Below are 23304 nucleotides of genomic sequence, written 5' to 3' on the forward strand. Positions count from 1 at the left end.
CAGTACAGGAATGGAGGGAGATTATGTTCGGGAACTCATCCCGGAAAGTGTTTTGGCTACTACTGCTGATTGGAGGGATTATAATGACAGGCTTTGAATCTACTGCTGAAGCTGACGCAGATATACGAGCAGCCTGGGTATGGCAGGCCAAGTCTGTCAGTGATGGAGGAAATGAGCTGCTGGAGAATGCGGCTAAACATAAGATTAACAGACTATATGTGAATGTGGATATGAATCTGTCAGAGGAGGTCTATCATACATTTATATCCAAAGCCAGCAAGGCTGGAATTGCAATTGAAGCTCTTGGTGGAGATCCGTCATGGGCAGTCAGCGGTCGTGAAGGTCCGATGCTCAAGCTGGCGTCCTGGGTGAGTAAGTATAACCTGGCCGCAAAGCCGGAAGAGCGATTTGACGCCCTTCACCTGGATATCAAACCTTATGTATTGCCACAGTGGAAAGAAGATGCCAAACCGCTGGTGCAGTCCTGGGTTGTCAATATGAAGCTCTTGCTGGAACAAGTGAAAAAGGATGGGGCGGTTGAAGTGAATGTCGACTTGCCTTTTTGGCTGGATTCTTACACGGTGACGGGTAGCAGAACGACTGACGATGCGGATAACGAGTCGTTGTCACACTGGTTTATCGGACAATTTGATCATATTACGCTGCTCGCTTACCGTGACAGTGCGCAAGGAAACAATGGAATTATACGTTTGGTAGAACAAGAAATGATATGGGCTGACGCCAGAAATGGCTCGATTACCGTTGGCGTAAACACCAAGCCGATGCCTGGAGAAGAGTTCACGACTTTTGCTGGCAAAGGTGCGGCGCAATTGGAGAGTGTCTTAAGTGAAGTGGCATCTGCATTCACAGATCATGCTTCCTATGCAGGTTCAGCTGTGCATGACATCGTGTACTGGGGGCAGCTGGAGCCAGGGGAAGTACCATTACCAGAGAATCCATCCAATCAACCTGAAATCCGAGGAACCTATATCTGGCAGGCTTCTCAGGTTACGAATGACGGTGGAGATCACATTCTGGAGTTCGCCAAAGCGCAAAACATTAATTGGTTATACGTCCGGCTTGATTTGGATCAACCGTATTCCAGCTATCGTAGTTTTGTGAAACGTGCACAGGCTCAAGGTATTGAGGTTCACGCTATGGGCGGCCATCCAATCTGGGGTAAAAAGGAAAATCGGCCACGGATACAACGCTTGATCGACTATGTGAAAAATTATAACGCCGAATCGGAACCGGATGAACGTTTTAAGGGAATCCATCTCGATATTGAGCCATACACCTTACCTGAATGGGAAAATGATCGGGATACGCTGCTGACCGAATGGGCTGCCAATATTGCTTATTTCCATGAAGAGACGAAAAAGGACAGTGATCTGGAAACGAGTGCCGATCTGGCCGTTTGGCTGGATACGTTCCCGTTACCGGGAAGAGACATGTCTGTCAGTGAATACATGATCACAACGCTGGATCACGTCTCTCTGATGGCATTCCGCAACATTGCCGAAGGCTCCAATGGAATTGCCGACGTGGTCAGTCAGGAAATGAAAATTGCGGATCGTTTGGGTAAACCGCTGTTGATCTCGGTGGAGATGAAAGAGAATTTTGAAGGTAGACATATTTCATTTTATGATAAGGGAGCAGCGGAGATGGAGCGTCAGCTGGCACTGCTTCCAGATCTGTTAAGCGAGTATAAAGCCTACAAAGGCAATATTGTACATGCATACGATTACTGGATTCAAGCCAAGCCCTGAATAGGCAGGTTATATAGGAAATGTTATGTCTCGGGACTTCACATAAGGTGAGGTTCCGGGCTTTTTTTATGGTAAAAAAATAAAATCGTGTCACCGAATGGGCATCTGCACAATATTATATACGGTGATGAAGAGGTTCAACAAGGGAGGAAACAGGATATGGCTGTTATTAAAGCCAACTCGGAAGACGTCAAGCTGCTCGCTAGACTGATGAGAGCGGAGGCTGAAGGTGACGGCGAACAAGGCATGCTGCTTGTAGGCAATGTAGGGGTAAACCGGGTGCTTGGTGATTGCTTGGATTTCGGTGATATTCGGGACATTAATCGAATGGTGTTTCAGAATCCGGGTGGCTTCGAGTCTACGCAAAAAGGGTACTTCTACCAACGGGCAAGACAATCAGAAATACGCTTGGCACAGCGTGTCATTAATGGTGAACGCTTCTGGCCAGCCAGCAACTCTCTGTGGTTTTTCCGTCCCGTGGGGGAATGCCCTCCAACCTGGTATAACCAGCAAAATACAGGCCGCTTCAAGGCGCATTGTTTCTTCAGTCCGACAGGCGAAGACTGTCCATCCGTATATTAAATTTTGGGAGGAATCATGATGATTAACCAGCCTTATCAACCAACACAGGTTATGGGCCAACAGGCCAATTCGCAAGTCCAAGGAACATCCTATAAAATTGGTAACGGAATGCCGATGATGTCGCCAACTCCAGGCATGGTTTCACCTAGCTCCACAAGCGTACCTCCGCTCGTATCAAGCGGTGCTCCAATGACACCTACGGGTGGAGTTGCAACCACAACTGCGCCACAGTTTGAACAATCCTACATCGAAAATATTTTACGGCTTAACCTGGGTAAATGTGGAACATTCTACATGACTTACGAAGGAAACAAAGAGTGGAATGCCCGCATTTTCCAAGGTATTCTGGAAGCAGCTGGTCGTGACCATATCATTATCAGTGACCCGAACACTGGAAAACGGATCATGCTTTTGATGGTCAATTTCGACTACGCCACATTCGATGAGCCGTTGTTGTATCAATATCCAGGTGTGATCGGGAACTATCCGCAACAACCAAGCAGACGTTAATTAGCAGGGAAAAGAGAACATAATATAATACGGCCATACACAGGCTGTCTCGAATGCGGATGTTATTACGCAAACGGGGCAGCTTTTCCTATATGATGGTATAGAGCATTAAAGAAATAAACAAATAAACAAATAAACAAATAAAAAATGAACCTAAACAGAAGTAACCTTTTTCTCAAATCAAGGCACTTAAAGATAAATACATCAAGCAGCAAGCGCACAGGAAGGAGCAAAACATATTGAAGACATGGATCGAGGGAGCAATCCAGGGGCAAGCCGAGGCTTATGAACAGCTGGTGACGCAATTTCGCGGGATGGCACTGGCTGTCGCCTATCAAAAATTAGGGGATACGTTCCTGGCCGAAGATGTGGTACAAGAGGCGTTCACAGAGGCCTTTGCGAATTTGTCCAAACTGGACAATCCCGATGCTTTTCCCGGGTGGTTCAAAGTTATCGTGGAGAGACAGTGTTACCGTCTAATGAGGCGTAAGCAGCATGGCACTGTCCCGGTTCTGGAGATTCAGGATGTAATTCAAGAAGAGGATCAGACTCATAATCCCGAAGAACAGGCTTTGAAAGGAGAGGTGCATCGCCTTCTGCGAGATTCGATTTCCATTTTGCCAACCTCCATGCAGCTTGCTGTTGAACTGTTTTATTTTCAGGGCTACTCCCTCAAGGAGATGTCGGAATTCCTCGGGGTTCATGTTCCGGCTCTAAAGAAACGGTTGTATGACGCCAGATCCAGGCTCAGACGTGCATTGCCTGTGGCGGATGTGATTTCAGTATTTAGTGATTTATACGAAGGAGGAAAAGGAATGCTTCACATTATGAATGGTGATCATGCGGCAGAACGATTAAGACAAAGCGGAATTCAAGGTGAAATTTTGGTCTGGCGAGAGCTCTATTCATTTGGACCGATAACGAGAAATATGAGGAATGAGAAGGATCGAAGTGAACGTGCACAATATTTGGAGCAGCACTTGGGCATTCCGCAGACGGAATATCTGAAAATCAAGGAACTTGAGCAGACACTTCGCTCTTTCCATCAATATGAGGAGATCGTCCTGTGGTTTGAGTATGACCTCTATGATCAGGCAATGCTATCGTACTTGCTGCACTATTTCAAGGGACAGGACCTGAAGAATAGCAAGCTGAATCTGTTATGCATCGATACCTATCCGGAAATAGAACATTTTCGGGGGCTTGGGCAGCTTACACCCTCACAGATCGGACGTTTATCAGGTACCTGGCACGTGATGGGGGCAGAGGAAATTCAGGCTGGCAGTGAGTTTTGGACAGCGTATGCATCATCTGACATTCAGGATCACAAGGACTACTTGCTGAAAAATACATCGGTGCTCCCTTTTGCACATGCTGCATTCAAGGCCCACCTGTCCCGTCTGCCTTCTGTATCGAACGGACTGGGCATAATTGAGCAATCCACACTGGAGGCCGTAAGAGAGGGCGTGGGTAGCCCTTATTCATTATTCAAGCATGTTGGAGATCAATTGCATATCTTGGGAATGGGTGATCTGGAGTACTGGGCTCATCTGAAGAGAATGACGGAGGAACCTCATGCTTTACTTCAAATAAGGGGTGTACAAGCTTTTCCTACCTTCCAGCAGCATCATGACGAATTCCGCCATGGTGTCTTGTCTTTGACCGAATTCGGTATTCAGGTGCTGAGCGGGGAAGCAGATTGGGCACGATTAAGACAAGATAGATCCTGGATTGGCGGTCTTCAAATAGGCGAAGGGGAAGACACGCCGTGGCGCTGGGACACCGTTAATGAGAACGTAGTGATTTTATAGAGAATGATGGATGCAATCAGAAACTGAATAAAAGCAATAGAAGCAGTAAAAGCAGTAAAAGCAGTAGTGGCAGTGAACATTAATTGGTAAGCTAACATGCATCTGATCTCATTATCCATAAAATCATGAAAAAAGAGTATCCCGCCATGCCTGAGCATGAGCTAGGATACTCTTTTGTTAGTTCAACCGTATTCTACTTGGACGCATCCAACTTCAATGCGGTTACCATTTTGCGGAACACGTCCGTATTATCGTGATAGCCTGAGAACAGGCGTGACCCGGGTCCCGAGGCATTGATTGGCACATCGTCGAATGTGTGGACTTCCTGACCTTCATCATGAGGCAGATTACCCGTGTAGTGAACACCGTCCGGATCTTTGTCCGGGTTAGCGATATACCATGTTTTGTCCTTCACATTAGGGTCCTGGATGGTAGGACTGATTGGTACCGGATTAGCGAGATAGTCCTCATTGTTATCCGGCATATTGCCCCAGCCAACAGCAATCTTCCATTCGGAATCCGGATTGTCCGGGAAGCCATCTCCGTTTGCATCCACGTACGTCGGGAACTTGGAGTCAGCATATGTGCCGATCAACTCACGGAGTTCGTCGCCCGATTTACCTTTGGCGGCTTCCGTATTATACGTTCCGTTGAGGGTAAGAGAGTGACCGTGGTCGGATGTGACGATGACGAGCGTATCCGGGTGTTTTTTCGCATATTCCTTAACCCGACCCACCGTTTGATCGAATTCAATTGCATCCCATACGGAACGTTCAAAATCCATCGTGTGAGCCTGTTTATCAATCGATGCACCTTCGACCATCAGGAAAAATCCGTTTTTATTCTGTTCCAGTACCTGAAGGGCTGTGTCGGTCATTTCCATCAATGTAGGTTGGTCCGTGTCCTTGCCCACAATATCGGTATTGTTGGGCTTCGTGTATTCTCTGTCATAATATACGTTCATGTTGCCTTTGCGGAATAATCCCAGCAAAGATTTGGTAGAGGCAGACTTGTCCAGATTCGTTGCATCTGTAACATAGGTATATCCTTCTTTTTTGAACTCCTCCACAATATTGCGTCCATCTTTGCGTTTTCCGCCGTCAGCTGCTGGAAGGAACCACTCCAGTCCACCGCCCAGAATAACATCTGGTCGATTCGCTTCATTCAGATACATACTTGCGATCGCTTCTTGTTCACCGCGCTTACGTGTATGTACAGCCATTGCAGCAGGTGTTGCATCTGTCACATCCGCAGTCGTTACAAGGCCAGTAGCCATGCCACGGGTGCGTTTGACCAGCTCAACGATGTTTTCCACCTTCGGATCGTCAAAAGGGTCTGGTGTATTGTCCGGGTAGACCCCCTCGGCATTGACTGCCGTTTTGTGGCCAGTTGCATAAGCGGAAGCACTATTGGCCGAATCGGTGACGATGGAATCCATACCAGACGTCGTGACCATGCCCATAGCATCCATTTGCTCCATCTCCAGCCAACCCTTGAATTTGCCTTCGTTAATACCCTTGGATACAACACGAGCGGCGGTGCGAATATTGGCACTCATGCCATCGCCAATCATCAGAACGACATTTTTGGCTTGCTCACCGTTTGTTAGTAGGGCCGTGTCTTTGGAAGGATCAAACACTTGGTATACGACCCTTGAATATGTACGCTTGCCTGTAGCAATCGTTTCCGCGGTTACCACAATGGAATCGCTCTCTTTAAAAGTAACATCCCGGATGGTGTATTCCGTGCTCAAGTCGGTGCTGCTTGTCCACGTTCCGGACTTGCCGAAGTATTTGTCCGGAGACAAGCCATTAACCTGGATTTTAATGTCATTCGATTTCAGCTTGGCACCGTTCAGCTCAACCCGAAAATCGAGCTTCTGGCCTGCCAGAATCTGAGCGCGGTCAATAGGTAAAATGGTAAATGCGGCGGGGGCCGTCTGTTGCTGGGCAGATACGGGTTCAGCATTGACCTGCCAAGGCAAGGCTGTAATCGCAACAGCCGCGCTGAGTAGTAGAGCATTCCATTTCATAGCATGATGGCTTTTCATGAACATACCTCCGAGATCAATTTGTTGTTCTATTTGGAAGTATATAGCTGAATGATTAACTGAGCGTAAGAGAAAAATTAAACCGTAAGCAAGAAGATGCATATATTTGTTAGTAAAACGTAAAAAAAACGGCGTATTCGATACATTTGTTAACGAAATAGCCCGTATGCATCATTTCGTTGTCATAGGACACGGATTGACTGTGTAGTGTAGAATAATATAATAAAAGAAGCATATCCTTGTTATTCGACAGAAGAAGGTGGAGGTGAACGCATTGGGAAGTTGAAACTGCATATGAGCGGCAGAATGGCAAATATCCTACATTTTCGAAGGAGGTGGACCTATTTGCCGAAGAATGACGGCGAATAGGATGATAATTTGAGTGACCCCTTACCGAGTATATTAAATTTATTTTTAATTGCTTTGCTTGTATTGATGAATGGTTTCTTTGTCTCGGCAGAATTCGCGATGGTCAAAGTTCGTGGCAGCCGGATTGAAGCTTTGGTGGAGACAGGTAATAAAAATGCGATTTATGCTTCCAATATTGTACGCAACCTGGATGCTTATCTGTCCGCGTGCCAATTGGGTATAACGCTTGCTTCACTTGGACTCGGGTGGCTGGGAGAGCCAGCGATTGCTCACCTGTTAGAGCCCATGTTTACTGCATTTGGACTGGGTCCAGTATACGTACACGGCATCTCCATTGCGATTGCTTTTGTTATTATTACGATTTTGCATATTGTACTCGGGGAACTTGCTCCCAAGACGATGGCTATCCGCAAATCAGAGACGATCACGTTATGGTCTGCGGCGCTGCTTACGTTCTTTTACAAATTAATGTATCCCTTTATATGGGCATTGAATGGTATGGCGAACAGCCTGCTGAGAGTATTTCGCATGGCACCGGCCTCGGAGCATGACTCAGCGCATAGTGAAGATGAAATACGCATTCTGATGAAAGAAAGCAATAAGAGCGGTTTAATTGACAATACTGAATTGGCGCTTGTTGATAATATATTTGATTTTACGGCAACAACCGCCCGTGAAATTATGATTCCGCGGACGGAAATGATCTGCCTGAATGCCAATCAGTCCATGCTGGAAAATCTGGAAATTGCCAGTGAAAGCATGCGTACCCGTTATCCGGTTTATAACGGCGACAAAGACCATATTATCGGATTTATTCACATTAAAGACCTGATGCGATCTCAGCTTACAGATACCATCTCGGTGATTCGTCCGATTCTCGCAGTACCCGATTCCACTCCGATCAGTGACCTGCTCAAGCGGATGCAGCGCAGCAAGACACAGATTGCAATCCTGATTGATGAGTACGGAGGAACCTCCGGCCTTGTAACGCTTGAAGACATCATGGAAGAGATTGTGGGCGAGATTCAAGACGAATTTGACCAGGAGCGTCCGGCGATTGAGAAAGTGGATGAGATGGAATACTCCATTGACGGCCTTATGCTGATTGAAGAGGTTAGTGAGCGCTTTGGGCTGGATATGGACCGGGCGGATTATGATACGATTGGCGGCTGGTTATACTCCAGAGTAGAAACCATCCCACCTGAAGTAGGGCAGTCGGTAGAGTATGGTGGATATGTCTTTGTAATTCAAGAGACCGAGCATAAGCGGATTTCGCGTGTAAATGTGATTAAGCTGGATCTGATGGTTGAAGGCGAAGGCGCCTAATCCAAAGTATTATTTTTGGAGACAGGAGATCCCGGTCTATAGAGAGTCCGTACGGTGGATTATTTCACTGTGCGGCTTTTTGTTTACCCTATTATCGTAGCATGCACGGCTTCAAACAGGGTATAATGGAACAACCTTGCAAGATAGGAGAGGTTGAGATTGAGCTATCGCATTGAGGTTGGATTTACACCTGTATTTGAATTCATGGCCAGTTTGCATACATATATTTGCCGAAAATCGCATAAAAAGATTGATTTATCCACAGCGTGGGCCCAAGAAATAGAAGGAGAGCTAACCCCTGAGCTTGCTGCTGTCTTGCAACATATGAACGTGGATGATGATTGGAAATGGATGTATCTGCTTGTCTGTCTGCGAGTGGAAGCTGAGGAGCCGGAGGATTTTATTGAATGGTTCAGCCAACGAACAGTGCTTGACCTTCATGACATTTTTAGCAAGTACAGTTTCCCGTATACGGATGATATCGCTGCTTTCCAGACCAAGATGACCTATGTTTTAACCGGCTGGAATGAGCAATATTTTCGCTTGCTTGATCCCGCCATCTTACAACATCTGCGCCAGGAGGTTCAGAACCGCAAGGAACAGTTAAGTCAATCGCCTCAGGAAGAGGTACTCGACGATGCGACCAACGGGTTGATGTTCCGGGACATGAAGGGGCTGGATAGACTACTGCTTGTGCCACAATTTCATTTTCAGCCGCTAAATGTCATCCTGCATTTTGGGGATACGCTGCTGTGCCATTATTCCTCCAGATTGTATATGGGAGATCATGAGTATATTCCGACCCATCATTTGCGTGTAATCCGCAGCTTGGGAGAGAAGAACAGACTGAAAATCATGCGTTTTCTGCATCAGGGACCACGTTCATTTATTGAAATTGTTCGTCACTTGAAGCTCTCCAAAGGAATTACTCATGACCATCTATCCAAGCTTCGTGGAGCAGGGTTGGTCTATGCGCATTTTGAAGGAGAGAGTCTGGTTGAGTATTCACTTCGTCTTCATGCTCTGGAACAAATTTTGCCGAATGTCATGAATTATTTGGAGCAATAACGTTTATCAAAATGTGGTTTTTAGAAAAAAAGTATTCCTTCGATACAGCCGTATGTTTGTTGTGGCCGAACTGAAATTTATTCAGGAAATCCGCGCAAAACATACGGCTATTTTATCGCTTTAAAGTGGATATTAATGGGTTTAATATAAATATTTTTTTGTGGTTCTCTATTTACAGAACCGAATGTGGTTCTTATAATAGGGCTTATCGAACTTATACCTTACTAATTTCATAGGAATTGTATATATTCTGGATTATTTCGGGAATTAGGAACGGCTGAGCGAGAAAAAAATGGATCATTTATGAATTGGGGAGGATTTTATGAGAGTGAAAGGTTTATCCGTGGCATCATTAATCATCAGCAGTGCGATTGTGTTATCGGCATGTGCTGGAGGTGGGGGAGCAGAGACCAATACTGCTGGAAGCGTAACAACAAATTCGGGCACTCAAGCGACTCCGGTTTCAGCAGCACTGGATGCGCCATTTCAGGCAACGGACTTGAATCAATTACCTGAGACGGCAAAAAAAAGAACGGATACGGTGATTGTGGGACTTACGGATCCCAGCGGGGCTTTCACACCGTACTTCCATCAGAGTGGATATGATGGCAACGTGGCTTCATTGCTATTTGCTTCACTTGTAACCGTAGATGAGAAAGGTTTACCTGTTCCTGATCTCGCTGAAAGCTGGGATGTGTCCGACGATCAGTGTACATACACGTTTCATCTAAGAAAAGATTCCAAGTTCAGTGACGGCTCCGCGCTCACCGCAGATGATGTTGCTTTTACATGGACAATTCTGCATGACAAGTCATATGACGGTGGATTTGATATTTTCTCCACCAAGGTGAAGGGCGGGAAAGCGTATACCGAAGGAAAGGCAGATCACATTGAGGGTATTAAGGTCATTGATCCGTTAACGATCTCGGTCACCCTGGAACAACCAAACGCAACTGCTCTGCTTACATTGGGCTCAGAGGTATTGTCCAAAGCCTACTACGGCAAAGACTATCAATTCGGAAAGCTCGAATACATTAAAAATCTTCATGCAACACCTGTAGGCAATGGCCCTTATAAACTTGAAAAGTTCATTCCAGGTCAGGAAGTTCGATTCGTTGCCAACGAGTTCTATTACAAGGGCAAACCAAAAACCGAGCATTTCATATATATAACATCGGAAGGAGACACCTGGCAGTTTATTGAGACCGGAGAGATCGACTTCACTTCGTTCACGGCTACCCAAGAGAATATTGATAAGCTGAAAAAAATCCCATACCTCAACCTTCTGCCTTACACACCAAGTACATACGGATATTTACAGCTTAATCTGGAGCATGAACAGCTTCAGGAAAAAGAAGTACGTCAAGCCATCACCTATGGCCTGGATCGTCAGTCCATCTATGTGGACGCAAACCAAGGGGCAGGTGCTGTTGCCAACATCCCGACTTCACCTATTTCCTGGTCATATACGGAAGAAGGTATTAATCCATACGCCTATGATCCGGACAAAGCTAATCAATTGCTGGACGACGCAGGCTGGGTGCCTGGAGCGGATGGCATCCGTGAGAAAAACGGGAAGAAGTTGTCCCTGCATTTCCTCGGAACGAAAAGTCCGGCCACAGATATCTTCATTGCTGTAGCCAAAGAAAACTTTGAAGCGATTGGTGTGCAGTTCCAGCCTGAAGTGTTTGCCGATTTCAACTCACTTGTCTCCAAAGTGGAGGGCGGCGATTACGACGTGGCTTCCTTCTCCACACCGATGTTAACGGATCCTTCAGACGGGGTACTGCAATTTGTGGATGGCGAGCTTAAAGGGTACGACAATCCCAAAGTGAAAGAGCTGTACAACAAAGGTCTGGCTACGACAGACATTGAGGAACGCAAGGCAGTATACAAAGAGCTGTACCAATTGCTCAACGATGAGCTGCCTGTCATTTTCACCAGTTACAAAAAAACAGTTTACGCCTATAACGGTCGCATCGATGGACTTTCTGTCAGTCCATACCGCGGGATTGCAACCAGCTTGCCGGAATGGTCTCTGAAATAAGCAGGGGTATGAATCAAGAAACATCAATACTGGAATAAACAAAATGTCCCTTGTGTTTGCGATGTCGCAGATGCAGGGGACGCATTGATAAGGAGCCTGATATGAGCACTTACATTGTGAAACGGATGACATATATGGTTCTTATTTTGCTGGCCGCTTCCGTTCTTATCTTCAGCCTGTATGCACTTACCCCTGGCGACTACATCTCCAGCAACATTAAATTAAGTCCCGAGCGCAAGGCCGAGCTGCGAGAATTGTATGGACTGGACAAGCCTGTTATCGAACGGTATCTCATCTGGATGAAAAATGCTGTACACGGGGACTTCGGATATTCATTGGCACAACAAAAACCCGTGCTCGCGCTGTTTAACGAATATATCTGGAATTCATTCCTGTTAGCTGCTGTGACCACGTTCCTGACCTGGTTCATCGCGGTTATTATCGGTGTGATTGCTGCCTATAAGCAGTATTCGTGGTTCGATACTTTTGTGATGATAGGCATATTTGCAGCCATGTCCGTGCCTTCTTTCTTTATCGGATTGTTTTTGATTAAACTGCTGGCGGTTGACCTAAAATGGTTGCCTCCAGGGGGCATGATGACCACGGGAAGTAATGCTACCGGTCTGGCCTATGTCAAAGAGGTGATTCAGCACATGACCTTGCCTGTAATTGTGATGACTCTGCTTGGGGTAGGCTCACTTACCCGTTACTTCCGCAGCAATATGATTGATGTGATCAAACAGGATTATATTCGAACAGCACGAGCCAAAGGTTTAAAAGAAAGCAAAGTGTTATATACCCATGCCTTGCGCAATGCTCTGTTGCCTGCGATAACACTGATTGGATTCGAGCTGCCGTCCTTATTCGGCGGTTCACTGATTATTGAGAAAATATTCAGCTGGCCCGGTATCGGCCAGTTATATATGCAGTCCTTCTCGCTGCGGGATTATCCGCTGCTGATGGGCTTTACCATGTTCATCGCCATCCTGACTGTCATTGGAACGCTGCTGTCTGATGTGCTCTATCACATCGCAGATCCGCGTGTCCGTTTGCAATAAGGGGGGCTTTGAACATGACAATCTCTTCATCGCCTGTAACGAGAAATGCCGCAGAAGCTGCCTTACCTTTAAAGGTTCCACCCAAGTCTTCTTTATGGAAATTGTCGATCCGAAGACTGCTCAAGAACAAACTTGCTGTTGGCGGATTCATCGTAGTTTTATTGATGTTTGTGGCTTGTTTCATTGGCCCGTTGTTCTCACCTTATACCGATAACAAGATCAATATGACAGCGATGAAACAAGGTCCCGGCATTCATCACTGGCTTGGCACAGATGCGCTCGGCAGGGATGTGCTCACCCGTGTGCTGATGGCTGGTCGTATCTCGCTCACTGTTGGTTTGGCTTCCATGGTTCTATCCGTATTTATCGGCTCCTTGCTTGGAGCTATCGCCGGATATTATCGCGGCATGGTTGATCAGGTCATTATGCGGATTGCTGACTTGCTGCTCACGATCCCGGGACTGCCGCTGCTGTTCATTTTCGGTGCGTTGTTATCGGATTGGAAAGTTCCGCCGGATTCCAGAATGTATATCGTCATGCTGATGCTCAGTTTTGTCAACTGGCCCGGTATGGCCCGAATGGTACGGGGACAGATGTTAAGCTTGCGCGAGCGTGAATTCATGCAGGCTGCTGTTGTTCTTGGCTTGCGTGACCGTCGCAAACTGTTTCACCATCTTCTGCCCAATATTGTCCCGCTTCTCATCGTCATGGCGACTCTGAACATCGGAGGGTCCATTCTCAGCGAATCGGTACTCAGCTTTTTTGGACTCGGTGTCATGCCACCAACGCCTACATGGGGCAATATGATCGATGCGGCCAACAACATGATTGATTTTCAACAGCATCCGTGGTTATGGATTCCGCCAGGGCTGTCCATTTTCGTGACCGTTATTGCGATCAATATTTTTGGTGATGGTCTTCGAGACGTATTAGATCCCAAACAGAAGAGAAGGTGAGCACGCCTCATGCAAAATATGATTGAAATTGAACATCTTGAAACTCATTTTTACTCAGAAGAAGGCCATGTCAAAGCCGTAGACGGTGTAAGCCTGAACGTACGAGAAGGGGAGACGGTATGCATCGTTGGTGAATCGGGCTGTGGCAAAAGTGTAACCGCCATGTCAATCATGGGATTGATTGAGGAACCTGCAGGCAAGGTGGTAGGCGGTGCAATTCGTTTTGGTGGACGGGATCTGCTTCGTGAAAGTAAATCTTCGCTGCGTGCCATTCGGGGCAATGACATCTCTATGATTTTCCAGGAACCGATGTCCTCGTTGAATCCCGTGCTTAAGATCGGTGAGCAATTGATGGAGCCGCTGATTGTACACTTGAAAATGAGTAAAAAGCAGGCTCGCGCACGAGCGGTTGAGCTGATTGCCGAAGTTGGCATTTCACGCCCGGAACAGATTGCGAACAGTTATCCGCACGAGCTGAGTGGAGGTATGCTCCAGCGCATTATGATTGCCATTGCCATCTCATGTAACCCGAAACTGTTAATCGCGGATGAACCAACCACCGCTCTTGACGTGACGATTCAAGCGCAGATATTGGATATGTTACAGCACATCAAGTCCCAGTCAGGAACCTCTATTTTGATGATCACGCATGACCTTGGCGTTGTAGCCGAAATGGCGGATTATGTCGTAGTCATGTATGCAGGCAAAGTGGTGGAAGAGGGGGAAGTTGTGCAATTGTTTGAATCTCCCAAACATCCATATACTCAGGGATTGCTTCGCTCCAAGCCGATTATCAATCAACGGCAGGACGAATTGTATTCGATACCCGGACATGTACCTGATCCGCTATCCTTAAAAGATTCCTGCCATTTTGCTGATCGTTGTGAGCACTGTATGTCGATATGCACCACGCAAATGCCTACGCTGAAGCAGCTTGGGCCCGGACAGAAGGCTGCATGCTGGCTGTATGAGGAGGCGTTGAGTCATGTCTGAACCTCTATTGGAAATCGAACATCTCAAAACCTATTTTCCAGTGCGCAAAGGCTTATTGAATCGTACAGTAGCCCATGTGAAAGCGGTTGATGATATCAGCATCACGATTCATGAAGGCGAGACGTTTGGATTAGTCGGGGAATCCGGAAGTGGCAAGAGCACCGTTGGAAGAACGATCGTGCGCTTAACGGAAAAAACGGAAGGACAGATTCGTTTTCAAGGTGTTGACTTGCATCATTTGTCTATGCAGGAAGTGCGGAAGATTCGTCCGCAGCTTCAACTGATTTTTCAGGACCCCTACAGTTCACTAAATCCGCGCATACGTATTGGTGATGCGATCGGAGAGGCTGTATTGGATCACGGATTGGCGACCGCAAGCGAGGTGCGTGATCTTGTTAAGGAAGTACTCGGAGCCTGCGGATTGTCATCTTATCATATTGACCGTTTTCCCCATGAGTTCTCTGGCGGACAGCGACAGCGGATCGGGATTGCAAGAGCTTTGATCTTAAATCCCAAACTGATTATCGCAGATGAACCGGTATCAGCACTGGACGTGTCCATTCAGGCTCAGATTATCAACCTGTTCAGACGGCTTCAGCAAGAGCGCGGCCTTGCTTACCTGTTTATTTCGCATGATTTGAGTGTGGTGGAACATCTGTGTGATCGCATTGGAGTAATGTATCTGGGCTCCATGGTCGAGACTGCCTCCAGAGATGAGTTGTTCGGCAATCCACTGCACCCGTATACAAAAGCTTTGCTATCCGCTGTACCTGTGCCGATTCCCAAATTGAAACGGGAACGAATTGTGCTTAAAGGGGATATCCCCAGTCCGGTGAATCCGCCAACTGGCTGCAAATTCCATACACGTTGTCCATGGGCAGAAGATATCTGCAAGCAGCAAATTCCAGCGTATCGGAACGTTGGAGCGGATCATTTTGTAGCCTGTCATTTGGTCTGAAGCATCGGTATTGCGACGATGGAGCATGAATGATGAGGTCGGCATAAAATGACGGTGTATTTATTTGGATTGATGTATACGCAAGAGGTTCTCCTCATTTGTGCATCTTTCATGTGAGATTTATCTTCTTCTAAACTCGATAACGCTTTTGAGCCAAACTTCTCCATAACTCTACTCTACTATTTTAAAAAGGATTTTTTTTGAAACCATATAGTTTCACATTGCGTAAACACCTATGAATATCCAAAATATGAAATTGGAGGAATGAACTAAATGATGACAAAGAGTTTGAAGCCTTTCTTAAAGGTGACATTAGCAGCCGCATTAACTTTACCCATGATCTTAGCAATACCTGATGGAAAAGTCGAAGCTACTCCAGATATTTCGAGTGTTAAACCCGTAGCCTTGACCTCACCACCACCGGAGAGCCAAAGCATTCAGAGCTTGGCTCAATTCGAGAACATTTATCAAGCAAGTGGCAATGTTATTCCTGTAGGAGGACTCACTGCATTGGTGAGTACAACGACAACAACTTACACCAAAATGAACAGTATAACGGTACAGTATAGTCTCCAACGATGGACAGGATCCGATTGGGTCACATATAAATCGAATTCTGTCACGAAAAATAATGTTTCGGCATTGGATGCAAGCTCCAGCTGGACTGTTATAACTGGTTACTATTATCGTGTGGTGAGCATTCACAGCGCAAATAATGGCTCAAAAACTGAAACAAGCACACATACATCATCAAATGTGCTTTTCTAGTCAACTTTAATGACTGTTCCAAGGAAACCTTTGATTCTGAAGGTTATTGGCAATGGATAACATCTCTTCTTCGCTGAGAGTACCGAACAAGCTGACGTTGGTTGAACCCATCATCCATTGAAAAGAGTTATAACGAGGGCCAATTGACATAAAAGCCTCGCTACCATCGCCCAGTTTAACGACACTTGTCTCTCGAAGTAAAGGACCTTCAACTATTTCACCAGGTTGGATCCAGGCATAATCAAATTGTAATATTTCTTCTTGTCTATCTTTGATTTTACCAGTGTAGAGTACTCGCATATGGTTTGATTTAATATTACTGTCTATAGGGAGTGGCAACTCTGCATCAAGCATCAGCTCGAACTTGATGTCGGTAAATCGCTCGGGGATTACATTTGAAAGTAGAAAGTCACCAATAAACCCTGAGCGTGCTTCTTCTTCAGTTACTTCAACAGGAACCAAAATTTGTGTTGAATCTATATCGAATTCATAGGGATTGTCATCATAATTTTCAGGGGGAATTTGAGGAGCGTCCTCGATACCACGCTCAGGTGGTGCAGACGTCTTTGCAGCTAAAGGATCCAATCCAACAATTTCGTTTGTGCGGTCTTTAATGATAATGGATTTCATTCCATTACCCCAATCTTTGATCGTTTGCACAAAAGGGGACACTGCCTGTGTGTCCGTAGGAACACTGAATAAAACTGCACCTAAGGCGACTGAAGCGGCGATAACGAAAGAAAGCCGCAAGGTCCGCCTTCTTTTTTTGCGTGCGTTAATCTTATTAATTTCATATTCAACTTTAAGCCAGGAATCATGCATAACTTGGGAATTTGTATTCTTTGGATCTAGGGGAGCAGATACAGCCTGATGGAAGGCTTCGTCAAAAGCCATATCAAACGCGGCATCGAAAAAATCGTCTTCCAGCTCTGAATCGAATGAATCAATATGCTTATCGGACTTGCCTTTGCTCAATGCTTCCACCCCATTCCTTATGTAATTTCTTTTTGATACTTCCGCGGGCTCTGAACAAACGTTGCTTCACAATTTCTTCGGATGTATCAAGCAGATCAGCCATTTCCCGATAGGAAAGACCCTCTTTCCAGCGCAGCTCCACGAGTACACGATATTCCGGCTTAAGCTGTTCCAGATAGAACTCGATGGATTCCTGCATCATTTGAGTCTCCACCGTGCTCTCTACGGAAGCTGCCGTCTGATTAATTGTCTCCATATCTATAAAAACACTATCCGTATCCAGTTGGTTACGGTTATTTTTATTTTTTCTCAGATAATTAATGGCGGTATTTCGTGTGACAACCTTCAGCCATGCTTTCAATTTGACTTCGTTGTCGAAGAGAGGTTTGTTTTTAATGATTTTGATAAAAGCTTCCTGAATGATATCTTCTGCTGCAGCACGCTCTTTGATGATGTAAACGATAAGACCATGTACCATATTATAATATTCGTAGTACACTTCTTCTTGAAGCTGAGGGCTCAAATTATGGAAATCTGAGGCTAAGAGTAATTGGAGCCGATTGGCCATGATGTTCTCCTTTCTGGTGAACAATCCACAAACATTGGTATCATTTCATTTTACAACATTATATGGAAGCGATACAATGGGAGGTTCGTCCGACAGATGCAGAAAAAGTATAGCCGAATCAAAGAGAGGCCACCTCACTAACCAAGTAAATTATGGTCAGGAGTGCGGCCTCTATGTGTTATTTAATAATCGTAGAATAATAGAAACTGGCTTAGAATGCCCAGTCGCCGTTCAGGAAGATAGCTTCACGCTCGCCATTGGCTGTAACGCCGTAAATGTTCGTTTCCGGCGAACCCATCATGAAGTCTACGTGAGTAATGCTGGAGTTCATGCCGCGAGCTGCAAGCTCCTCGGTTGACATGGTTTTGCCACCATCAATATTGAAAGCATAGGAACTACCGATAGCGAGGTGACATGAAGCATTCTCATCATAAAGCGTTGTGTAATAGAGAATACCACTTTCTGAGATTGGAGAATGGAAGGGCACCAACGCAACTTCGCCGAGATAATGCGAGCCTTCATCCATATTGATGAGTCTTTCTAGTGTATCCTGTCCTTCTTCGGCATGGAAATCAATGATGCGTCCGTTTTCAAACGTAAGAGAGAAGCGGTCAATGATACTTCCGCCATAACTAAGCGGTTTGGTACTGGACACTTTGCCGTTCACCCCGTATTTAGCAGGTGCGGTGAACACTTCCTCTGTCGGGATGTTGGCCACAAAACGAGTGCCTTGTTCGTTTATACTACCCGCCTGCGCCCAAATGTGTCCTTCTGGAAGCTCAACCGTAAGGTCGGTTCCCGGTGAGACAAAATGCAGAGCTTTGTATTTTTTGCTGTTCAGGGCAACGGCTTTGTGCTCCAAGCGCTCGATATGCTGCTCCCAAGCCGCTACAGGATCTTCCAGATCGGCTCTTACAGCGGCAAAAATGGCTTCCCAGAGCTGTTTCATCTGCTCGGCAGGGGGAAGGTCAGGGAATACTTTGGCGGCCCAATCCGGGGAAGGACATGCTACCCCTGTCCAGCTCATTTTGTCGGCCTGCTGGTACTGACGATATTTGGACATCGCCTGACCGTATGTACGCTGGTGGGTGGAAATGCGTTCTGGATCGATGCCTTTCAGCAGGTCCGGGCTGGATGACAATACAGTCAAGAACGCAGCATTGTTCGCTGCCAGCTCTTCAAGTTCAGCGGCATGCCATTTCGGCGGGTCTTGGAAGGAGTCCTCAGGCGCCATTTCAAAGCGCAGCCGATTAACAGCTTCATCTCCATATTTGACGATAACTTTTTTTGCTCCAGCCTCGTAGCCTTTACGCACCAACAAACGCACGAATTCAGCTGTATCAATCATCGCGCTGATCACGAAGATTTGTCCGGGCTGAACGTTGGCTCCGACTTTTACAGCCAGTTCAGCATAACGATCCAGTTTTTGTTCAAAACTCAACATATCAAGTTCCTCCATATCATGAATTCCCCGCTTACGCAGGAAAAGAGAGGAGTGACCCTCTCTCTCATTTACACCGTTTTAAATTAGAAAGCCCAGTTGCCTTGCAGGAAGATTGGCTCTTCGCTACCTTCGGAAGTGACACCGTGAATGTTCATTTCTCCTGATCCAATCATGAAATCCACATGAGTGAGACTGGAGTTCATGCCATGGCTGATCAATTCATCCTTGGACATCGTTTTGCCACCTTCCAGACAGAAGGCATAGGCGTTACCGATAGCCAAATGGTTGGATGCATTTTCATCAAATAGCGTGTTATAGAACAAAATATTCGTATCCGAAATCGGTGATTGATGTGGAACGAGAGCTACCTCGCCCAGATAATGTGCGCCTTCATCCATTTCGATCAAGCTTTTCAATGAATCAAGTCCTTGTTCAGCAGTATAATCGACAATTCGACCATTTTCGAAAGTGAGGGAGAAGCCGTCGATCAGGTTGCCACCATAACTCAGTGGCTTGGTGCTGCGAACTGTGCCGTTAACTCCGGTTTTCAATGGAGCGGTGAACACTTCCTCTGTAGGCATATTGGCAACGAAGACATGTCCCTGCTCATTGATGCTGCCACCGGATACCCACAGATGGCCTTCAGGAAGCTCGATCGTCAGGTCTGTGCCAGGGGCTGTATAGTGAAGCTTTTTGTATTTCTTCTCGTTAAGCAGATCTGCGCGGGAGTCGAGATTCAGCAAATGTGTTTTCCATTCTGCGACAGCATCCTGCTCACCTATGCGTACGGTTTTGAAGATGACATCCCACAATTTATCGATTTGCTGCTCTGCCGGGAGATCAGGGAATACTTTGGCTGCCCATTCAGGGGAAGGAACAGCCACAATGGACCAGCTGAACTTGTCTGCCATTTGATAGGAACGATATTTCTCCATCGCTTTACCGCGAACTTTCTGACTAGTCACGATCCGTTCTTGAGGAACGCCTGCCAGCAGGTCTGGATTTTCTGCGATCACATGCAGGATGGCGGCACCTTCTTCTACGAGTTCAGTCATTTCCCCTGCAAACCATTTTGGTTCAATGGAGAAGGATTCCTCTGGTGCGAGATCATAGTGAAGACGTGTAATAACCTCATCGCTCCAGTTCACTTTGACCAGCTTGGCACCTGTGCCATAAGCGGCTTTAACGATCAGGCGTACAAAATGCGCTGCCGAGATTGGTGCATTCACGACGAGAGTCTGCCCAGGATGCACATTGACACCGACTTTGACTGCCAGTTCGGCATATTGTTGTAAATTCGTTTCAAAATGGTTCATGCTATTTGTTCCTCCCGTTTGATATAATGTCGTAGCTGTTTGTTATTATAGTCCTCATTACAGGTATGTAAGGAGTCAGTATGGTTCCCTCATTGAATAAGGTATACGTTGCTACGATATATATTGTACAATTAACCAATAATAATTACCAAACTAGGTTTACCATAAATTATGGAGACCTGCAACTGATGAGAGATTAAAGGAGAGAACGATTGTGAATATTGAGATTATTCGTGCAGAGATGCGTCGTGAAGATGAGAAGAATTATGTGGGAAATACGGTTTTTCGTGCAGAAGGCGAAAAGTCCGTTTATGAGATTACGTTTATGAGCAAGAACGGCAAGGACTGGGATTATAGTCTGCATTTCACTGAACAATCCGGTGATGAAGACGAATTGCTGCGTATGGACGAGCTGCTGGAAAACGATGACGATATGTACAATCAGCTGCTTGATGCGGCACTGGACGCTTTCCCTGCATAATAGGACCGAGAGGTTCTTGTTCTAATATGGAATGCAGCTGATTATACTAGACGGTGTATGCCTGAAACAGGGCGTCCACCGTCTATTTTATTGGGAATAAGGAATAGTTACTCCAGAAAAGGGAAGTCTATGACAGATGAATGGAACCAGAGAGACAATCCGCCTGAATGGGAGGTAACCGTGAATGGCATCTGACAATCTGATTACAGCAGGAATGACGGGACTTGAAGAAGTCGCGCACGATATCCTCAGTCTGCGTACACTGTTCGTTAATGTTGTGTTCATCGGGGAGCCTGGAAGCAGGAACTGGGTGCTCGTGGACACTGGAATGGCGAGTTTCACTGATCAGATTCTTCATGTTGCAACTGAACGCTTTCCTGGTCCACCGTCTGCGATTATTTTGACACATGGTCATTTTGATCATGTAGGGACCGTCATCGAACTGGAACAATTCTGGGGTGTCCCGGTGTACGCACACCTGCTGGAACTGCCTTATTTGACAGGTGTGAAGGATTACCCTCCGGCAGACCCTGCTGTAGGTGGCGGTTTGATGGCACGGCTGTCATTTGTTTATCCTAATGAAGCTATTAATCTGGATGATCGGATATTCAGTCTGCCGGATGATCATTCCATCCCAGGTGTTTCTGGCTGGGAATGGCTGCATACACCCGGTCACACACCGGGCCATGTGTCGCTATTTCGAAAAGAAGACCGTATTCTGATTGCGGGAGACGCCATCGTGACCGTGAAACAGGAATCACTCTGGAGTGTGCTGCTTCAGGACAAACAGTTACACGGTCCACCCGCATATTTCACGACGGATTGGCAAGCGGCCCATCGATCGGTTCAGCATATTCGAAGACTGGAGCCCATGGTTGCTGTTACCGGGCACGGACATTCCTTAACCGGAGAAATGCTGAGAGATTCGCTGGAGCGGCTCGATCTTGATTTTGAAGAGAGTGCCATCCCGGATCACGACAAATATGTGGATTAAGCGAACTGATGCGCTGCTTGGGCATAGCATTGAAATCAGGAATGATTTCATTACGGCAGCTTTAGGGGATGGAGACAGCCACGGAGCATCGTAGCTGTCTTTTTTGTCGTTCTATCATGAATTTGTTCTCTATCATAGATTGGTATTTTGTGCGCGGTCATGATATAGTCGAGCCGTATAATATAACCTTAGTATGCAGGAGGTACATATAACGATGACACAGCAAAATGCAGCTTTCGAAGAACAATTTGGAGGTATACCAGCCGTCTGGCTTCGTTTTAATCAATTCGAAGCGGCTGTTATTCCGAGCGTGGGTGCCAACCTTGTCGCTTTTCGTGATACAGAGCAGGGATTCCGTTATTTGCGTGAGCCGGACCTGGAACATATGGACGAATTTATGGCTGCACCTGCCGTATACGGTATTCCGATTCTTTCCCCACCGAATCGCTATGAGGATGGTCGCTTCCCCTGGAACGGTGAAGTCTATCAACTTCCTGTAAACGAACCAGCTACAGGCAACCACCTGCATGGATTCCTGCATGATGCCGAGTGGAAGGTTGTGGGCTACGGATCTGACGAGCTGGAGAGTTATGTTGTGCTCAGTCAGGAAGTGAAAGAAGGACATGAGTTCTATAAGTACCTTCCGTTCACCTTCACAGTGACGCTCCGTTATTCACTGAGTAGTCTGGGACTTCAGCAGCAATTGAATGTCCGCAATCACGGGAAAGAACGTATGCCGAATTTGTTCGCATTCCATACAGCCATTAGCGTTCCTTTTGCACCGGAAAGCCAGGCATCTGATTACACGGCTAAAATAACGATTGGTCAGCGTCGTGAATTGAATGAACGTTCTTTGCCTACGGGACAATTTCAACCGCTTACACCAGAGGAAGAGCAATTAAAAGGTGAGGGCGTTAATCCGTTTTTTGCAGCCATGGACAACCACTACACGGCTGAACCGCAAAATGGTCGCAACTATATGGAGCTTACCGATCATCGTACCGGTGACAAGCTGGTATATGATGTCGGGACGTCTTACAAGCACTGGATGATCTGGAATAACAACATGGCTGGTGGGTTCTTCTGTCCTGAGCCTCAGATGAACCTGGTTAACGCTCCGAATGTACAAGGCATTCCTGCTGAAGAGATCGGTCTTATTGGTCTTGAGCCGGGCGAATTATTCGAGCAAGCCAGCCGTCTTTATCCGATCAAAGCGCAAAAATAAATACTCGAAGGATTTGCGTCACGCTTACATTTTTGT

20 protein-coding genes are annotated in these 23304 nt (G+C 46.3%); 15 read left to right on the plus strand and 5 right to left on the minus strand.

The features are described from left to right. Nucleotides 1-83 precede the first annotated feature (83 nt). From BMY78_RS11150 to BMY78_RS11165, 4 genes are all read left to right on the plus strand, one after another. Complete coding sequence (locus tag BMY78_RS11150) at nt 84-1769, plus strand: hypothetical protein (protein WP_256222059.1); 1686 nt, start codon at nt 84-86, stop codon at nt 1767-1769. 159 nt (nt 1770-1928) lie between these two features. Continuing rightward, a complete protein-coding gene (locus BMY78_RS11155) occupies nt 1929-2351 on the plus strand; it encodes a cell wall hydrolase (RefSeq protein WP_090898102.1) in 423 nt (140 codons plus the stop codon). An 18-nt stretch (nt 2352-2369) separates the two neighbouring features. After that, entirely contained in the window at nt 2370-2861 is a 492-nt protein-coding gene (gerQ, locus tag BMY78_RS11160) for a spore coat protein GerQ (RefSeq protein ID WP_371129161.1), read from the plus strand. 239 nt (nt 2862-3100) lie between these two features. Continuing rightward, the gene (locus BMY78_RS11165; protein WP_090898105.1) at nt 3101-4672 is read left to right on the plus strand and encodes a sigma-70 family RNA polymerase sigma factor; all 1572 of its coding nucleotides are present in this window, start codon (nt 3101-3103) and stop codon (nt 4670-4672) included. A gap of 193 nt (nt 4673-4865) precedes the next feature. Here BMY78_RS11165 and BMY78_RS11170 read toward each other — a convergent pair whose 3' ends face one another. Then, entirely contained in the window at nt 4866-6722 is a 1857-nt protein-coding gene (locus BMY78_RS11170) for an alkaline phosphatase (RefSeq protein ID WP_177185703.1), read from the minus strand. Between the two features lie 378 nt (nt 6723-7100). Here BMY78_RS11170 and BMY78_RS11175 point away from each other — a divergent pair, with 378 nt between their 5' ends. The 8 genes from BMY78_RS11175 (at nt 7101) to BMY78_RS11210 (ending at nt 16265) form a co-directional block, all read left to right on the plus strand. Continuing rightward, on the plus strand, nt 7101-8417 hold the full coding sequence (locus BMY78_RS11175; protein WP_090898111.1) for a hemolysin family protein: 1317 nt from the start codon (nt 7101-7103) through the stop codon (nt 8415-8417). Between the two features lie 159 nt (nt 8418-8576). Then, complete coding sequence (locus BMY78_RS11180) at nt 8577-9485, plus strand: ArsR/SmtB family transcription factor (RefSeq protein WP_256222060.1); 909 nt, start codon at nt 8577-8579, stop codon at nt 9483-9485. Nucleotides 9486-9807: 322 nt separating this feature from the next. Beyond that, nucleotides 9808-11532 (plus strand): ABC transporter substrate-binding protein, encoded by a 1725-nt coding sequence (locus BMY78_RS11185; RefSeq protein ID WP_090898114.1) that lies wholly within the window; start codon nt 9808-9810, stop codon nt 11530-11532. 101 nt (nt 11533-11633) lie between these two features. Beyond that, nucleotides 11634-12590, plus strand: a complete 957-nt coding sequence (locus tag BMY78_RS11190; protein WP_090898117.1) for an ABC transporter permease — start codon at nt 11634-11636, stop codon at nt 12588-12590. 14 nt (nt 12591-12604) lie between these two features. Beyond that, entirely contained in the window at nt 12605-13546 is a 942-nt protein-coding gene (opp4C, locus tag BMY78_RS11195; RefSeq protein WP_090898120.1) for an oligopeptide ABC transporter permease, read from the plus strand. 9 nt (nt 13547-13555) lie between these two features. Beyond that, nucleotides 13556-14539, plus strand: coding sequence for an ABC transporter ATP-binding protein (locus BMY78_RS11200; protein ID WP_090898122.1), 984 nt, complete (start codon nt 13556-13558; stop codon nt 14537-14539). Beyond that, a complete protein-coding gene (locus tag BMY78_RS11205) occupies nt 14532-15497 on the plus strand; it encodes an ABC transporter ATP-binding protein (protein ID WP_090898125.1) in 966 nt (321 codons plus the stop codon). Before BMY78_RS11200 ends, BMY78_RS11205 begins: the two co-directional genes overlap by 8 nt. Before the next feature lie 273 nt (nt 15498-15770). Further along, entirely contained in the window at nt 15771-16265 is a 495-nt protein-coding gene (locus BMY78_RS11210; protein WP_090898128.1) for a hypothetical protein, read from the plus strand. Between the two features lie 6 nt (nt 16266-16271). Here the strand turns inward: BMY78_RS11210 and BMY78_RS11215 are convergent, their stop codons facing one another. From BMY78_RS11215 to BMY78_RS11230, 4 genes are all read right to left on the minus strand, one after another. Next, nucleotides 16272-17240 (minus strand): hypothetical protein, encoded by a 969-nt coding sequence (locus BMY78_RS11215; RefSeq protein WP_090898131.1) that lies wholly within the window; start codon nt 17238-17240, stop codon nt 16272-16274. Next, on the minus strand, nt 17218-17808 hold the full coding sequence (locus tag BMY78_RS11220) for an RNA polymerase sigma factor (RefSeq protein ID WP_090898134.1): 591 nt from the start codon (nt 17806-17808) through the stop codon (nt 17218-17220). Before BMY78_RS11220 ends, BMY78_RS11215 begins: the two co-directional genes overlap by 23 nt. Nucleotides 17809-18019: 211 nt before the next feature. Continuing rightward, a complete protein-coding gene (locus BMY78_RS11225; protein WP_090898136.1) occupies nt 18020-19252 on the minus strand; it encodes an aminopeptidase in 1233 nt (410 codons plus the stop codon). An 83-nt stretch (nt 19253-19335) separates the two neighbouring features. Then, nucleotides 19336-20568 (minus strand): aminopeptidase, encoded by a 1233-nt coding sequence (locus BMY78_RS11230; RefSeq protein WP_090898139.1) that lies wholly within the window; start codon nt 20566-20568, stop codon nt 19336-19338. A gap of 214 nt (nt 20569-20782) precedes the next feature. On the opposite strand from BMY78_RS11230, the gene BMY78_RS11235 reads away from it, so the two are divergent. From BMY78_RS11235 to BMY78_RS11245, 3 genes are all read left to right on the plus strand, one after another. Then, nucleotides 20783-21049, plus strand: a complete 267-nt coding sequence (locus BMY78_RS11235) for a hypothetical protein (protein WP_083678844.1) — start codon at nt 20783-20785, stop codon at nt 21047-21049. A 184-nt stretch (nt 21050-21233) separates the two neighbouring features. Then, nucleotides 21234-22043, plus strand: a complete 810-nt coding sequence (locus tag BMY78_RS11240) for an MBL fold metallo-hydrolase (RefSeq protein WP_090898145.1) — start codon at nt 21234-21236, stop codon at nt 22041-22043. 214 nt (nt 22044-22257) lie between these two features. After that, a complete protein-coding gene (locus BMY78_RS11245) occupies nt 22258-23268 on the plus strand; it encodes an aldose 1-epimerase (protein ID WP_090898148.1) in 1011 nt (336 codons plus the stop codon). The last annotated feature ends 36 nt before the right edge of the window (nt 23269-23304 follow it).

Source organism: Paenibacillus sp. OK076 (assembly GCF_900110055.1).
GTDB lineage: Bacteria > Bacillota > Bacilli > Paenibacillales > Paenibacillaceae > Paenibacillus.

Excerpts from the sequence above, each read along its gene's own strand:
- BMY78_RS11225 (WP_090898136.1), bottom strand. The coding sequence starts at position 19,252 with ATGTTGAGTTTTGAACAAAAACTGGATCGTTATGCTGAACTGGCTGTA.
- gerQ (WP_371129161.1), top strand. The coding sequence starts at position 2,370 with ATGATTAACCAGCCTTATCAACCAACACAGGTTATGGGCCAACAGGCC.
- BMY78_RS11245 (WP_090898148.1), top strand. The coding sequence starts at position 22,258 with ATGACACAGCAAAATGCAGCTTTCGAAGAACAATTTGGAGGTATACCA.
- BMY78_RS11220 (WP_090898134.1), bottom strand. The coding sequence starts at position 17,808 with ATGGCCAATCGGCTCCAATTACTCTTAGCCTCAGATTTCCATAATTTG.
- BMY78_RS11150 (WP_256222059.1), top strand. The coding sequence starts at position 84 with ATGACAGGCTTTGAATCTACTGCTGAAGCTGACGCAGATATACGAGCA.
- BMY78_RS11200 (WP_090898122.1), top strand. The coding sequence starts at position 13,556 with ATGCAAAATATGATTGAAATTGAACATCTTGAAACTCATTTTTACTCA.
- BMY78_RS11230 (WP_090898139.1), bottom strand. The coding sequence starts at position 20,568 with ATGAACCATTTTGAAACGAATTTACAACAATATGCCGAACTGGCAGTC.
- BMY78_RS11190 (WP_090898117.1), top strand. The coding sequence starts at position 11,634 with ATGAGCACTTACATTGTGAAACGGATGACATATATGGTTCTTATTTTG.
- BMY78_RS11210 (WP_090898128.1), top strand. The coding sequence starts at position 15,771 with ATGATGACAAAGAGTTTGAAGCCTTTCTTAAAGGTGACATTAGCAGCC.
- BMY78_RS11170 (WP_177185703.1), bottom strand. The coding sequence starts at position 6,722 with ATGAAAAGCCATCATGCTATGAAATGGAATGCTCTACTACTCAGCGCG.
- BMY78_RS11185 (WP_090898114.1), top strand. The coding sequence starts at position 9,808 with ATGAGAGTGAAAGGTTTATCCGTGGCATCATTAATCATCAGCAGTGCG.
- BMY78_RS11240 (WP_090898145.1), top strand. The coding sequence starts at position 21,234 with ATGGCATCTGACAATCTGATTACAGCAGGAATGACGGGACTTGAAGAA.
- opp4C (WP_090898120.1), top strand. The coding sequence starts at position 12,605 with ATGACAATCTCTTCATCGCCTGTAACGAGAAATGCCGCAGAAGCTGCC.
- BMY78_RS11205 (WP_090898125.1), top strand. The coding sequence starts at position 14,532 with ATGTCTGAACCTCTATTGGAAATCGAACATCTCAAAACCTATTTTCCA.
- BMY78_RS11155 (WP_090898102.1), top strand. The coding sequence starts at position 1,929 with ATGGCTGTTATTAAAGCCAACTCGGAAGACGTCAAGCTGCTCGCTAGA.